This is a genomic window from Duganella sp. GW822-FHT06D06 (assembly GCF_058799615.1).
Genome location: NZ_JBXALQ010000002.1, coordinates 344,977 through 358,507, shown reverse-complemented (window position 1 = coordinate 358,507; position 13,531 = coordinate 344,977). Strand labels below are relative to the sequence as shown.

The 13,531-nt window shown below is 64.5% G+C and carries 12 protein-coding genes; 5 read left to right on the top strand and 7 right to left on the bottom strand.

What is annotated here, in order from left to right:
- Positions 1 to 6 precede the first annotated feature (6 nt).
- On the top strand, positions 7 to 1,029 hold the full coding sequence (gene ltaE / locus AC1RMD_RS04865) for a low-specificity L-threonine aldolase (protein ID WP_492924175.1): 1,023 nt from the start codon (positions 7 to 9) through the stop codon (positions 1,027 to 1,029).
- Positions 1,026 to 1,769 carry an rRNA pseudouridine synthase gene (locus AC1RMD_RS04860; RefSeq protein ID WP_492924173.1) on the top strand — a complete coding sequence of 248 codons (744 nt, stop codon included), beginning with the start codon at positions 1,026 to 1,028 and terminating at the stop codon, positions 1,767 to 1,769. The genes ltaE and AC1RMD_RS04860 overlap by 4 nt, the downstream gene beginning before the upstream one ends.
- Here the strand turns inward: AC1RMD_RS04860 and AC1RMD_RS04855 are convergent, their stop codons facing one another.
- From AC1RMD_RS04855 to AC1RMD_RS04835, 5 genes are read right to left on the bottom strand one after another with little or no spacing between them, the layout of a single operon-like run.
- Complete coding sequence (locus tag AC1RMD_RS04855; protein ID WP_492924171.1) at positions 1,770 to 3,914, bottom strand: prolyl oligopeptidase family serine peptidase; 2,145 nt, start codon at positions 3,912 to 3,914, stop codon at positions 1,770 to 1,772. It abuts the gene before it with no gap.
- Between the two features lie 50 nt (positions 3,915 to 3,964).
- Positions 3,965 to 4,492, bottom strand: coding sequence for an RDD family protein (locus tag AC1RMD_RS04850; RefSeq protein ID WP_492924169.1), 528 nt, complete (start codon positions 4,490 to 4,492; stop codon positions 3,965 to 3,967).
- The gene (locus AC1RMD_RS04845) at positions 4,482 to 5,261 is read right to left on the bottom strand and encodes a DUF3106 domain-containing protein (RefSeq protein ID WP_492924167.1); all 780 of its coding nucleotides are present in this window, start codon (positions 5,259 to 5,261) and stop codon (positions 4,482 to 4,484) included. Before AC1RMD_RS04845 ends, AC1RMD_RS04850 begins: the two co-directional genes overlap by 11 nt.
- A gap of 5 nt (positions 5,262 to 5,266) precedes the next feature.
- Positions 5,267 to 5,668, bottom strand: a complete 402-nt coding sequence (locus AC1RMD_RS04840; RefSeq protein ID WP_492924165.1) for a DUF3619 family protein — start codon at positions 5,666 to 5,668, stop codon at positions 5,267 to 5,269.
- On the bottom strand, positions 5,665 to 6,234 hold the full coding sequence (locus tag AC1RMD_RS04835; protein ID WP_492924163.1) for an RNA polymerase sigma factor: 570 nt from the start codon (positions 6,232 to 6,234) through the stop codon (positions 5,665 to 5,667). The genes AC1RMD_RS04840 and AC1RMD_RS04835 overlap by 4 nt, the downstream gene beginning before the upstream one ends.
- 510 nt (positions 6,235 to 6,744) lie before the next feature.
- On the opposite strand from AC1RMD_RS04835, the gene AC1RMD_RS04830 reads away from it, so the two are divergent.
- Genes AC1RMD_RS04830 through ilvC form a run of 3 tightly spaced genes read left to right on the top strand, consistent with a single transcriptional unit; the run spans position 6,745 to position 10,028 of the window.
- On the top strand, positions 6,745 to 8,487 hold the full coding sequence (locus tag AC1RMD_RS04830; protein WP_492924161.1) for an acetolactate synthase 3 catalytic subunit: 1,743 nt from the start codon (positions 6,745 to 6,747) through the stop codon (positions 8,485 to 8,487).
- Position 8,488: 1 nt separating this feature from the next.
- Entirely contained in the window at positions 8,489 to 8,980 is a 492-nt protein-coding gene (gene ilvN, locus AC1RMD_RS04825) for an acetolactate synthase small subunit (RefSeq protein ID WP_295994704.1), read from the top strand.
- 31 nt (positions 8,981 to 9,011) lie between these two features.
- A complete protein-coding gene (ilvC, locus tag AC1RMD_RS04820; RefSeq protein ID WP_492924159.1) occupies positions 9,012 to 10,028 on the top strand; it encodes a ketol-acid reductoisomerase in 1,017 nt (338 codons plus the stop codon).
- 94 nt (positions 10,029 to 10,122) lie between these two features.
- Here ilvC and AC1RMD_RS04815 read toward each other — a convergent pair whose 3' ends face one another.
- Together AC1RMD_RS04815 and AC1RMD_RS04810 are read right to left on the bottom strand one after the other, a co-directional pair.
- Positions 10,123 to 11,406 (bottom strand): ABC transporter substrate-binding protein, encoded by a 1,284-nt coding sequence (locus tag AC1RMD_RS04815; RefSeq protein WP_492924157.1) that lies wholly within the window; start codon positions 11,404 to 11,406, stop codon positions 10,123 to 10,125.
- Positions 11,403 to 13,481 (bottom strand): TonB-dependent receptor plug domain-containing protein, encoded by a 2,079-nt coding sequence (locus tag AC1RMD_RS04810; RefSeq protein WP_492924155.1) that lies wholly within the window; start codon positions 13,479 to 13,481, stop codon positions 11,403 to 11,405. The genes AC1RMD_RS04815 and AC1RMD_RS04810 overlap by 4 nt, the downstream gene beginning before the upstream one ends.
- Positions 13,482 to 13,531: the final 50 nt, after the last annotated feature.

The window sequence follows — 13,531 nt, the reverse complement described above, 5'->3', positions numbered from 1 at the left end:
GGAACGATGAGTGAGCTGAACGAAAAATGGTTGGACCTCCGCAGCGACACCATCACCCGCCCCAGCGCGGCGATGCGCGCCGCGATGAACGCAGCGGACGTCGGCGACGATGTTTACGGCGATGATCCAGGCGTCAACCGCCTGCAGGAATACACGGCCGACTTGTTCGGCTACGAGGCCGCGCTGTTCGCGCCGTCCGGCACGCAGAGCAATCTGCTGGCGTTGCTGGCCCATTGCGGCCGTGGCGACGAATACCTGGTCGGGCAGGAAGCCCATACCTACCGCTACGAAGGCGGCGGCGCGGCGGTGCTGGGCAGTATCCAGCCGCAGCCCATCATCAACCAGCCCGACGGCAGCATCGCGCTGGCCGACATCGAAGCCTACATCAAGCCGGACGATTTCCACTTCGCCCGCACCAAGCTGCTGGCGTTGGAAAACACCATCGGCGGCCGCGTGCTGGGCCTCGACTACCTGAAGCAGGCCACCACGCTGGCGCATGAACGCGGCCTGGCCACGCACCTCGACGGCGCACGCGTCTGCAACGCCGCCGTCAAGCTGGGCGTGAGCCCGCGCGCGGCGGTCGCCGGCTTCGATTCCGTTTCCGTGTGCCTGTCCAAAGGCCTGGGCGCGCCGATCGGCTCCGTCCTGTGCGGCAGCAAGCCATTGATCGCCGAGGCCAAGCGCTGGCGCAAGATGCTGGGCGGCGGCATGCGCCAGGCCGGCATGATCGCGGCGGGCGGCATGTACGCCTTGCAGCACAACTTCGCGCGGCTGGCCGAAGATCACGACAACGCCACTTACTTCGCGAGCGAACTGGCCAAGCTGAAAGGCATCAAGGTCAGCACGCCGCAAACCAATATTTTCTACGTCGATATCCCGGCCGATACCTGCCGTGCCTTGAACGACGTGCTGCAACTGACCCGCATACGCGTATCGATGTCGCCGCACCTGCGCATCGTCACGCACATGGATGCATCGCGCGAGGACATCGACCGTGCCATTACCGTTTTTGAGGATTTTTTCGGATGACCGACACCACTACTGATAACAGCATCCGCCTGGCCAAGCGCCTGTCGGAGATGCGCCCATGCTCGCGCCGCGAAGCCGAACTCTATATCGAAGGCGGTTTCGTCAGCGTCGATGGCGTTGTGGTGGAAGAGGCGGGCGCCCGCGTGACGATGGAACAGCAGATCGACGTCGCCCCCGACGCCACGCTGCTGGAGATCCTGCCGGTGACGATCCTGCTGCATAAACCGGTGGGCGCCAACGGCGGCATCGGCAAGGACGGTTCGCCGGCGGTGCATCTGCTGAACCCCGCTTCGCTGACGCGCTCCGCGCCGGGCCAGCGCTTCCTCAAGCGCCACCTGGTCAACCTGACCCTGACCACCCCGCTGGAGACGCATGCCAGCGGCCTGCTGGTGTTCACGCAGGACTTCCGCGTCAGCCGCAAGCTGGTCGACGAAGCGGCCAAGATCGAGCACGAGATCATCGCCGAGGTGACCGGAACCATCAAGGAAAACGGCCTGGCGCTGCTGAACCACGGCCTGCCGTTCAACGGCAAGCCGCTGCCGCCGATGAAGGTCAGCTGGCAGAACGAGAACCGCCTGCGCTTCGCGCCGAAGAATCCCAAGCCGGGCCAGATCGAACATATGTGCAAAATGGTCGGCCTGACCGTGGTGTCGCTGAAGCGCATCCGCATCGGACGCATCGCGATGTCGAGCCTGCCGGCAGGCGAGTGGCGCTACCTGCAGGATCACGAACGTTTCTGATTACTTCGCGCTGGTCTGCGACAAAATGAAGGCGTAGGTATCGGCCGACTCGGCGTCCTGCTGCGCGCGGGTCGAGCCCATGCCGTGGCCGGCGTCGAAGTCCACCCGCAGTATCACCGGCTTGCCGCTGGCCGTCGCCGTCTGCAAGCGCGCCGCCATCTTCGCCGGATGGAACGGCGCCACGCGCGGATCGGTCACCCCGGTGGTCAGCATGATGGCCGGGTACCTGGCGCCATCGACCACCTGCTGATAGCTGTCGATGCTCTTCAGCGCCTTGAAGCCGGCAGCATCGGCAATCGCACCCCACTCAGGCTCCTCGCCGTAGCCGTTCTGCTCCGCCACGTAGCGCAGCGGATTGTGCCAGCCCACTCCCGATACCACCGCCGCGAACAGGTCCGGACGCTCTTCCAGCGCGCGGCCCATGGTGATGCCGCCGGCCGAGCGGCCGCCGATCGCCAGGTGCTGCGGCGAGGTGTAGCCCTTGGCGTTCATGTCCTCGCACACGGCGATCAGGTCGCGCCAGGTGTTGGGTTTGTTTTCCAGCTGGCCGGCGCGGTGCCACTGGCGTCCGAACTCGCCGCCGCCGCGCACATTGGCGTAGCCGACGATGGCGCCCTGGTCGGCCAGTGCCAGCGTGCGGCCCGCGAACGAGGGCGTGTACGCGGCCGCGCCGTAGCTGCCGTAGGCGGAGATGAAGGCCGGATTTTTCCCGTCCATCTTCAGGCCTTTTTTGTAGATCAGGCTATACGGAATCTGCGTGCCATCCTTGGCGGTGGCGTAGCGGCGTTCGGTGGTGTAGGCGCTGGTGTCGATGGCCGGTTTCGGCGTGATGCCGGTGTCGGTCATCTTGCCGTCGGCGGCCACGCTCCAGATGCCGGCCGGTTCCAGCCAGCCGGTCAGCACGGTCAGCACGCCCGGTGCGTTGGGATCGGACTCGATTCCGCGCAGCGTGCCTTCGAAGGGCAGGGCGATGGTGGTCAGCTTGCCGTCGTTGCCGAGGCGTTGCAGCGTGCTTGGGCCGCCGTCCATCGCCCGCAGGTACAGGCCGTCCCTGGCGCGCGCCATGCCTTGCAGGACCTGCTTCGATTCGGCCACCACTTCGCTTGCCTTGGCCAGCGACGGCGCCTTGGCCGAGGTTTTCAGCAGGCGTCCGCGCGGATGGTCCTTGGTCGACAGCAGGTACAGGTCGTCGCCGTCCAGGTCGACGTCGGTCACTTCGTCGGCGAAGTCGGCCACCAGCTGCCATTTGGCCTTGCCCTTGATGACATCGCGCAGCGGCGCGGCGTAGATGCGCTTCTCGGGACGCACGTCGGACAGGATCAGCAGCGCGGTGGCCGAGTGCAGCGACGTGCCGATGTACGGCCCCTGGATTTTTTCATACGCGATCGCCGGATCGAGGCCGCGCTTCATCAGCAGCGGGTCCTTGGCCGGATCGCCGCCCAGCTTGTGGAAGCGCGCCACCGAATCGAGGTAGCGCTCCGGCGTGTTGTTCTTGCCGGTCAGCTGGTTGTAGAAGAAGCCGGAGCTGTCGTCCAGCCAGCTCGGGTTGGCGCCCTGCGTGTCGGCGATGCGTTCCTTGAGGATGGCGCCGGTGCGCACGTCCATGATCTGCAGCACCGAGTCTTCGCTGCCGTCCCTGGACAGGCCGTAGACCAGCTTGCTGCCGTCCGGCGAGGCCTGCCACCAGTCCAGCGAGACGTGGCTGGTCTTGGTGTCGAGCTTGGTCGGATCGACCAGCACGCGGTCCTTGCCGCCGTTTTTGCCAACCTCGCGGACAAACAGCTTGAAGTTGTTGGCGCCGGCAGGGCGCTGCTGGTAGAACAGGCGGGCGCCGGCCTTCTGCACCCGCGCCGGCGTGGCCACGTCGCCGGACAGTTGCTGGATGCGGCTCAGCAGCACGTCGCGTTTCGGCAGCGCGTCGAGCAGGCCGCGGGCGTGGGCGTTCTGTTGTTTGAGGTAGGGCAGCCAGTCGGGGTCTTTGTCGTTTTCCATCCAGCGATAGCGGTCGACCACGGCTTCGCCGAAGTAGGTGTCGCTCACTGGTTCAACCCGCGCCACCGGCGCGGCGGGAATGTCGGCCGCGAACGCGGCGGAAACTGACAGGGCGAGGACCGCCCCGTACATCGTGCAAACAACTTTGCTCATTTGTACCCCCTGTGGCGAAAGGCCTATTCTGCCACAGAAGATTGCAAGAATTACACGGCCGGCACGGCCTTCTTTTTCTTTTCCGGCGGCGGCAGCTGGACCAGGCGGGTGCCGCTCAGTTTGTCGTGCAGGAACTGGCGGTCCCGGTCGAGGAAGGCCGTCAGCGACCACAGCAGGATGCCGGCGCCGACCGCGCCCAGCGCCTGCCATTTATGCAGGTCCAGCGCCAGCGACAGCAGCAGCGCCGGCAGCACCCACATCCAGCTCAGCAGGTAGCGCACGGCGGCCGCTTGCAGCGACAGGTGGTTGTGGCCGGGGCGCACCACTTTCAGGCGCCAGGTTTTCATCGCCAGCGTCTGGCCGTCGCGGCTCCACTGGTGGATGAAGTAGGCGCCCAGCACCAGGAAGGCCAGCGCCTGGCGCATATGCTCCAGGGTTGGCGTGTGGCTGCCGTGGACGGCGACCTCAAAGATCAGGAAGGGCAGGAACAGCACCGCGAAACCCAGCAGGGTTTCGTAGACCATAGAAATCAGGCGGCGCTTGACGGTGGGGATGGTGACCAGCAGCTTATTTGACATTGTTGGTGGCGGGCTGGGCAGGCGGGACCGATGCCGGCGCGGCCGGCGCGATGACCGGTGCGACATTCGATGCGTTGGGGATGGCGGCGCCGGTGGCTGGATCCGTGCCCGGCGCGGCGGCCGGCGCGGCGCCGGCGACAGGCGAGGGCGGCGCGACGGCGGGGCCGCCGGTGGTCGGCACGGACGGCTTGATCGGCGCCACGGTTTTCACCTTGCTCTGGGTCGGCGTCGGCAGGTTGGCGACTTGCTTCTTCGTTGCCGCCTTGGCCGCCAGTTCCTTTTTCTGCTCGTCAGGCAACTGCTGGTAGGACTCCCACTGCGTGGATTTCTGCGACGGATCGATCTTCTGCGCGCGGGTGTAGTTCTGGCGCACCTGGCGGCGCTCTTCCGGCGTCATCTTGACCCATTCCCGCATGCGTTCCTGCACGCGGGCCTGCTCGTCCGGCTTCATCGAGGCGTAGCGCTTGACGATGCCCAGCCATTTTTGCTTGCGGATCGGTTCCATCTGGTCCCATTCGGGCGCCAGCGGCTCCAGCGCCTGCTGTTGTTCAGGCGTCAAATCCTTCCATTTGGTTTTTTCCGGCGACTTGGCGGACGCGCGCTTGCCCGCCGCCCCCGGCTTGACGCCGGCGGCGGAAGAACCCGACGCGGCAGGCTGGGCCGGCGTGTCCGACCGCTCGCAGCCGACCAGCGCCGCGCTTGCCGCTGCTATCGCCAACACCACCACCACCGTTCCAGCGCCCCATTTTGCGCGACCGCTCAATGCCATGCTGGTTACTCGCTTTGGGTCAGGTAGGCGTTAAAACCGTGGTCCAGATAGGCGGACAGCGGCAGTTCGTCCGACAGCACGGCGGCGTCGAGCTCGGCCAGGTCGGCCACGCGCTGTTCCTGCTCGTACTGGTAGATGCCGGCCAGGCCGCCGACCAACACCAGCAATGGCAGCGCCACGCCCATGCGGCTCATCCAGGTAAACGAGAAGAAGCCGGTGCCGGCGCCGGCCAGCGCATTCTTGCTGACGCGCACCTTCAGCGGCGCTTCCACGTGGGCTTTCTTGCGGGCGAGCGCCTGCTTGCGCGCTTGCGCCAGGCGTTCGGTGGTCGATGCGGGCAGATCGTCCAGGTGCTCATTGAGCGCGTGCCGCACCTTGTAAGCGAAATTCAGATCGTCGGTGTTCATAGTGTTATTCCCTTGGCTTTAAGCGATTCGGCGAGCGTATGTGTTGCGCGTGAGCAATGTGTCTTCACGCTCCCCTCGGAACATCCCATCGCTTCGGCTGTTTCGGCCACGTCCATGTCCTGCCAATAACGCATAAGGAAGGCTTCTCGTTGACGTGCCGGAAGCTTTTGTACTTCGGCATCGATCAGCGCCAGCATCTGCTGGCGCTCGATCTTGTCCGCGCTGGACTCGGACGCCTCGGAACCCTCCTCGGCGGCATACGATTCGAGCATGTCGAAATCGTCATGGTCGTCGCTGGAAGAGCCCATGCCCGAGAACAGGCTGACCCAGGTGTTGCGGACCTTTTCTCTGCGGAAATAATCGAGGATGGTGGTTTGCAGGATGCGCTGGAACAGCATCGGCAGCTCGGCGGCCGGCTTGTCGCCGTATTTCTCGGCGAGCTTGATCATCGCGTCCTGCACGATGTCCAATGCGGACTCGTCTTTGCGCACCGCATAGACGGCTTGTTTAAAGGCACGCCGCTCGACGTTTTCGAGAAAGTCGGATAATTCTTTGTCTGTGGCCATGCGTCGGGTGTGGATGCTGCCGGGAAAGCCGGCGCTGGGCCGCTAGGGGGCGGCTCGTGAACTGAGCGCATGCTAGCAAAAATTAGCCATTTCTGCATGGTTTTTGCGGCCGAAACGATGCAAAATGTCGCCGGGCGCGGATATTTTCGATATTTCACTTGCCCAAACGGGGCCGTCGGGTGTACCGTATGGGACGCTTTGAACACCCCGAAGCTCTATGGTCTGGTCGCAGCAGGCACACAACGCCGCAATCGACGAGACGCGCTTTCATATGTCAGCAGTTTGCTCTAACCCGTGCCACAAGCGCGAGAGGTACGCAGAACCGCTACAGACAGATCCAGCCAAACGAGAGTTTGCAGCTAGCACTGCTTTGCACGTCACTACGGTTGACGGAAGAGGCAGGTGTGACTGCAGAAAAAAAGGGAAGCAGGGCAATGCTGTAGAGGTGGGCCTACTTCGTTAGGAAAGAGCATCCGATCAATCTCCTATGGACCTTGAAAGGAATGTTTCATGAATACCGAAGCAACCGCATCACAAGGAGCGAACACGCTCACAGGCGCTGAAATACTGGTGCGCTGCCTGGCCGAGGAAGGCGTGGAACACGTCTTTGGCTATCCGGGCGGAGCCGTACTGTATATCTACGACGCCATCTTCAAGCAAGACAAATTCCAACACGTCCTCGTGCGTCACGAACAGGCCGCAGTGCATGCCGCCGATGCGTACTCGCGCAGCTCGAATAAAGTTGGTGTCGCGCTGGTCACGTCCGGTCCGGGGGTCACCAATGCCGTGACAGGCCTTTCCACCGCTTACATGGATTCCATCCCCATGGTCGTGATCTCGGGCCAGGTGCCTAGCCACGCCATCGGCCAGGATGCCTTCCAGGAATGCGACACGGTCGGCATTACCCGCCCGGTCGTAAAACACAATTTCCTCGTCAAAGACGTCAAGGATTTGGCGGAAACCGTCAAGAAAGCCTTCTTCATCGCCCGCACCGGCCGTCCCGGCCCCGTGCTGGTCGACATCCCGAAGGATATCTCGATGCACAAGACGACGTATTCGTACCCGAAAGAGGTCGAGATGCGTTCGTACAAACCGGTCGACAAGGGCCACTCCGGCCAGATCCGCAAGGCAGTCCAACTGCTGCTGCAAGCCGAACGTCCGATGATCTACACCGGCGGCGGCGTGATCCTGGCCAATGCCTCGCCCGAGCTGAACAAGCTGGTCGACAAGCTGGGCTTCCCGGTCACCAACACGCTGATGGGCCTGGGCGCCTACAAAGCGTCGAGCGAGAACTTCGTCGGCATGCCCGGCATGCACGGCACCTATGAAGCGAACATGGCGATGCAGCACTGCGACGTCCTGATCGCCATCGGCGCCCGCTTCGACGACCGCGTGATCGGCAACCCGAAACACTTCGCCTCCAATCCGCGCAAGATCATCCACGTGGACATCGATCCGTCGTCGATCTCCAAGCGCGTGAAAGTGGACATCCCCATCGTCGGCAACGTCAAGGACGTGCTGATCGAATTCCTGGCCCAGCTCGACGCCGCGGAAGCCAAGCCGAACGCGCCCGCGCTCAAGGACTGGTGGAAGCAGATCGCCGAATGGCGCGGCAAGGAATGCCTGAACTATCCGAGCTCGGACCTGGTGATCAAGCCGCAATCGGTGGTGCAGAAGCTGTGGGAAGTGACCAAGGGCGACGCCTTCATCACCTCCGACGTCGGCCAGCACCAGATGTGGGCCGCGCAGTACTACCCGTTCGACAAGCCTAAGCGCTGGATCAACTCGGGCGGCCTGGGCACGATGGGCGTGGGCCTGCCGTACGCCATGGGCGTGCAGATGGCCAACCCGGACGCCACCGTCGCCTGCGTCACCGGCGAAGGCTCGATCCAGATGTGCATCCAGGAGCTCGCGACCTGCAAGCAATACCATCTGACGCCGAAGATCATCATGTTGAACAACCGCTTCCTGGGCATGGTACGCCAGTGGCAGCAGATCGACTACGGTTCGCGCTATTCCGAGTCCTACATGGATTCGCTGCCGAACTTCGAGAAGCTGGCGGAAGCCTACGGCCACGTCGGCATGCGCATCGAGAAGCCGGGCGACGTCGACGGCGCCATGCGCGACGCCTTCGCCATGAAAGACAAGCTGGTCTTCATGAACTTCATTACCGATCAATCGGAAAACGTCTGGCCGATGGTGAAAGCGGGCAAAGGGCTCTCTGAAATGCTGTTGGGTTCGGAGGACTTATAACATGCGACACATTATCTCTGTCTTGCTGGAAAACGAAGCCGGCGCGCTGTCGCGCGTGGTGGGCCTGTTCTCGGCCCGCGGCTATAACATTGAAACGCTGACCGTGGCGCCGACCGAAGACGCGACCTTGTCGCGGATGACCATCGTCACCAGTGGTTCGGACGACATCATCGAACAGATCACCAAGCACCTGAACCGCCTGATCGAGGTGGTGAAGGTGGTCGATCTGACCGAAGGCCAGCACATCGAACGCGAACTGATGTTGATCAAGGTGCGCGCGGTGGGCAAGGAGCGTGAAGAGATGAAGCGCACGGCGGATATCTTCCGCGGCCGCATCATCGACGTCACCGAGAAGACTTACACGATTGAACTGACCGGCGCCAAGACCAAGCTCGACGCGTTCATCGATTCGATCGACCGCGCCTCCATTCTGGAAACGGTACGTACCGGCGGTTCCGGCATTGGACGCGGCGAACGCATCCTCAAAGTTTAATCAAATTCAAAAATTCTACTAAGGAAATACCATGAAAGTTTTCTACGACAAAGACGCTGACATCTCCCTGATCAAGGGCAAAAACGTTGCCATCATCGGCTACGGTTCGCAGGGCCACGCCCACGCGCAAAACCTGAGCGATTCCGGCGTCAACGTGACCGTCGGCCTGCGCAAGGGCGGCGCTTCGTGGAGCAAGGTTGAGAAAGCCGGCCTGAAAGTGGCCGAAGTGAACGACGCGGTCAAGGCCGCCGACGTCATCATGATCCTGCTGCCGGACGAGAACATCGCCCAGGTCTACAACGAAAACATCGCTCCGCACGCCAAGCAAGGCGCGGTGCTGGCCTTCGCCCACGGCTTCAACGTGCACTACGGCCAGGTCGTGCCACGCGCCGACCTGGACGTGATCATGGTCGCACCTAAGGCCCCGGGCCACACCGTGCGCGCCACCTACACCCAGGGTGGCGGCGTGCCGCACCTGATCGCCGTCTACCAGGACAAGTCCGGCATCGCCCGCGACATCGCCCTGTCGTACGCATCGGCCAACGGCGGCGGCCGTGCCGGCATCATCGAAACCAACTTCCGCGAAGAGACCGAAACCGACCTGTTCGGCGAACAGGCTGTCCTGTGCGGCGGCGCGGTCGAGCTGATCAAGGCCGGCTTCGAAACCCTGACCGAAGCGGGCTACGCTCCGGAAATGGCGTACTTCGAATGCCTGCACGAGCTCAAGCTGATCGTCGACCTGATCTACGAAGGCGGCATCGCCAACATGAACTACTCGATCTCGAACAACGCCGAATACGGCGAGTACGTGACCGGTCCCAAGGTTGTGACCTCGGCCACCAAAGATGCGATGCGTCAGTGCCTGAAAGACATCCAGACCGGCGAGTACGCCAAGTCCTTCATCCTGGAAAACAAGGCGGGCGCTCCGACCCTGATCTCGCGTCGTCGCCTGACGGCCGAGCATCCGATCGAAGAAGTCGGCGCCAAGCTGCGCGCGATGATGCCTTGGATCGCCAAGAACAAGATGGTCGACCAGTCGAAGAACTAAGCTTCGTCTTCGTCACGAAAAAGCCGGCATTGATTGCCGGCTTTTTTTCTCCTGAGATACTGGCTGGAGCAGCTGCCGTAACGCCCTTGCTTGCCTACTGGCCGGCGCCCTGCGCGAACGTAAACACCTTGCGTTCGACAAACGCCATGGCGCCGTCCGCCCCGCGCGCCACTTCGGAAATCAGGTAGGTGCCGCTGGTCGGGTCGCCGTTGGCGTCAAAATCGATCGCCCCCGCCACGCCCTGGTAATCGATATCGCGTCCGGCCTTGGCGGCCGCCAGCGCCTGCGCAAACTGCCCGGGCCCGATCGCGACCGGCGCGCCGCCGTCGGGCCGCGACACCGACTGCAAATTGGCCAGGATGGCCGCCCGCGTATTGGCGCCCCCCTGCGCCATGGCCAGCGCCAGCAGGTACACCGCGTCATAGCCGGTAAACGACGTGCCTTCCGGCTCCAGCCCGACGTTGCGCACGAACGCGTCGCGGTAGGCCGCATAGCTGGGCGTGCTGCGGGGCGCGGTGGGCGACACCCACCGCATCCCCAGCGCCGCGTCGCCGGCGTTGCTGATGAAGGTGGCGCCGAAGTTGCCGCTGCCGAACAGGCGCGGCATCTGGCTGCCCAGCCTTTCTTTCAAGCCCCGCGCAATCGACGCGCCATCCAGCGCAAACCCCACCATCAGCACGGCTTGCGGCACGCCATTGGCCGTCAGCGCCGCCAGTTCGCTGTCGAAGCCGACTGTCTTGGTGGCGGAATACGTGATATTGGCCAGCGGCGGATAGCCCCGCGCCACCAGGCGCTGCCGCACCGCTTCGCTGGCGCCCAGCCCGAAGGCGTCATCCACATGGATCAGCGCAACCCGGGTCAGGCCCTGCTCGAGGATGTGATCGGCCAGCGCCGCGCCTTGCAGCGCGTCCGACGCCACCATGCGGTAGACCGTCCCCTTGTCGTCCAGCGACGTGATCAGCGGCGACGAGCCGCTGGCGACAAACGGGATACCGGCCGCGATCGTCACCTGCTGCGCGACCGGGATCGCCACGCGGCTGGAAAACGGGCCGAAGATGGCCAGCGGGTCCAGCGCCGCCAGTTCGCGGGCGCTCAGCACGCCCGCATCGGCATCGAGCTTATCGTCCCGCAAGATCAATTCCAGTTGCTGCCCATTGACGCCGCCCGCCTCATTGATTTCCTTGACGGCCAGGCGCGCCGCATATTCGACAGATTGCCCCAGGCTGGCCGATGCCCCCGTGCGGGAAACCAGCAAGCCCAGTTTCAGCGTGCCCGGCGTGGTCTGCGCGGCCGGGTTGGCGTCGACATTGCCGCCGCCGCAGGCGGCCAGCGCCAGCGCCGCCAATGTGGACATCGTTGCCACCGCAAGTCTGTTCATAGCGCACCCCAACGGTAGGTATAGCTGAGCGCGACGCTACGGCCCGGCGCCGGCAAATCCACGCCGCCATAGCCCGGTTCCGCATAGCGCCGGTCGAACAGGTTGGCAAGGCGCAGCGCCAGCAGGTGCGGGCCGATCGCATGGTTCCAGCTGGCGTCCAGCGTGGCGTACGACGGCAGTTGATACGGGCGCAGGAAGTTTTCCTGGCTGTTGGCCTTGCTGGCACGGCGCGCCGACACTTGGCGCGCCGCCAGCGCGAACTGGCCCCACGCCGGATGCAGGTATTGCCAGCTGATGCGCGCCACCAGGCGCGGATAGCTGGCGGTCGGCGTCACTTGCAGCGCTTGCAGGCGTGGCTGGAAGTAGTCGTCGGTATCGGCCCACGACCACTGCGCGCGCCAGCGCTGCGCCCCGACTTGCCAGGTGGCTTCCGCTTCCGCGCCTTTGCCCTGTTGGCGGCCGCTGTTCTGCGGCTGCAGGTTGGCGCCCACCGGCAGCAATTCGGTTTTCGCCCGCACCGTCAGGCGGTAGGCATTCACGGACAGCGCCAGGTCCGGGCCGGCCTGCCATTGCAGCGCCGCTTCGGTGCTGCGCGAGGTTTCCGGCCGCAGCGCCAGGTTGCCCAGCACTTCGCCCGCATACAGCGGCTGCGCATACAGTTGCGCCGCCGTGGGCGCCTTGTAGGAGGTGCCATGCAACAGTTTCCACGCCAGCGACGGCGTGATATTGCCGACCAGCGCCAGCCGCCAGTTATTGCTGTCGCCAAAAATGCTGTGGCTGTCGCGCCGCGCATTGGCCGTCAGACCGGCCCAGCTCCACGGGCGCAGCGTGTATTGCAGGTAGTAGCCCTGGTTCGTGATGCGCTCGCGCGCAGCGCTGCCCGCCACCTGCGTGCGCTTGCCGCTGGCCGCATCCACGGTAAAGATTTGCATGCGCTGTTCATCGTCGCGCACGCGGTCCGCCCCGGCCAGCAGGCTGTGCTGGTCGCCGAACCGGTATTGCGCTTCCGCGCCCAGTTCCCGCGTGTCGAAACCCAGGCCGCGTTCGGGATAGGTCGCCGCCGCGCCCAGGCTCAGGCGCTCGCGCTGGTCCGGCCCGCCCTGCGCACGGGCGGCGCTGGCGCGCAAGGTCCAGTTATCGAACCCCCGGTACTCATGTTGCAGGCGCGCCGTGGACTGGTGCAGCGCCAGCCGGTTATTGTGGCTGAGAATGCCGAAATCCAGGAATTCGCCATAGGCGTCGAGACGGTAGCCATGCACCATCAGCGTGGTCTCGCTGGTGTCGGTCACGTAGGCCGCGCGCAACAGCGCGTTGCGCGGACGCTCGATGTCGCCCTGCGAGACGTTGCCGCGCGCCGCCGCCGTCGCGCGCGCATACAGCGGCGATGAACCGGGCAAGTCCATGCCGCCGCGGTCCGCGTAGTCGCCCGCGGCCGACACCAGCCATTGCCATGCGCCCGCCTGGCCGGACGCATGCAGCGCCGCGCCGCCGCCATCCTGCGCGCCACGCAGCACGGTGGCCGTGGCGGCAAATGCGCGCTGGTCGCCGGGCCGCGTGATGATGTTGACCACCCCCAGGAAGGCATCGGCGCCATACAGCGCCGAGGCGGGCCCGCGCACCACTTCGATGCGCTCGATGGCCGCCATGTTGATCAGGCTGGCGCCAAGAAAATTGCTGGCGTCGGCGCGGTGAGCGATAGTCTGTCCATCGATCATGACTTTCAGTATCCGCGACCAGGACCGCACGCCGGCATGGATGCCGCGCACGCCGACGCTGGGCGCGACGCCATCGGAAATCGCATACATGCCGGGCACCTGCACCAGCGCATCGGCCACGGAACGGTAGCCGAACTGGCGGATATCCTCGGCCGTGATCACCGATACCACGGCGGGCGCGTCGCGCGCGGCCAGCGCCTGGCGGCTGGCGGTGCTGAACGGCATATCGAGCAGCGCTTCCACGCTGACATCGAACAGGTCCTTGCCGGCGACCTGTGCTTGTCCCTGTGCCGGCGCCGCCAGCGCGGCCCCCACGGCCAGGGGCCACCATCGTGCAAGCCGTCGTTGACTCCATTGCATGGTCAGCTCTCCGTATCCGGGCAACGGCTAATGGTAGCCCTAAAGTCCGT

Coding starts and splice junctions, on each gene's coding strand:
- AC1RMD_RS04855 (WP_492924171.1), bottom strand. CDS start 3,914: ATGAGCAAAGTTGTTTGCACGATGTACGGGGCGGTCCTCGCCCTGTCA.
- ilvC (WP_492924159.1), top strand. CDS start 9,012: ATGAAAGTTTTCTACGACAAAGACGCTGACATCTCCCTGATCAAGGGC.
- AC1RMD_RS04815 (WP_492924157.1), bottom strand. CDS start 11,406: ATGAACAGACTTGCGGTGGCAACGATGTCCACATTGGCGGCGCTGGCG.
- AC1RMD_RS04830 (WP_492924161.1), top strand. CDS start 6,745: ATGAATACCGAAGCAACCGCATCACAAGGAGCGAACACGCTCACAGGC.
- ltaE (WP_492924175.1), top strand. CDS start 7: ATGAGTGAGCTGAACGAAAAATGGTTGGACCTCCGCAGCGACACCATC.
- ilvN (WP_295994704.1), top strand. CDS start 8,489: ATGCGACACATTATCTCTGTCTTGCTGGAAAACGAAGCCGGCGCGCTG.
- AC1RMD_RS04840 (WP_492924165.1), bottom strand. CDS start 5,668: ATGAACACCGACGATCTGAATTTCGCTTACAAGGTGCGGCACGCGCTC.
- AC1RMD_RS04850 (WP_492924169.1), bottom strand. CDS start 4,492: ATGTCAAATAAGCTGCTGGTCACCATCCCCACCGTCAAGCGCCGCCTG.
- AC1RMD_RS04845 (WP_492924167.1), bottom strand. CDS start 5,261: ATGGCATTGAGCGGTCGCGCAAAATGGGGCGCTGGAACGGTGGTGGTG.
- AC1RMD_RS04835 (WP_492924163.1), bottom strand. CDS start 6,234: ATGGCCACAGACAAAGAATTATCCGACTTTCTCGAAAACGTCGAGCGG.
- AC1RMD_RS04810 (WP_492924155.1), bottom strand. CDS start 13,481: ATGCAATGGAGTCAACGACGGCTTGCACGATGGTGGCCCCTGGCCGTG.
- AC1RMD_RS04860 (WP_492924173.1), top strand. CDS start 1,026: ATGACCGACACCACTACTGATAACAGCATCCGCCTGGCCAAGCGCCTG.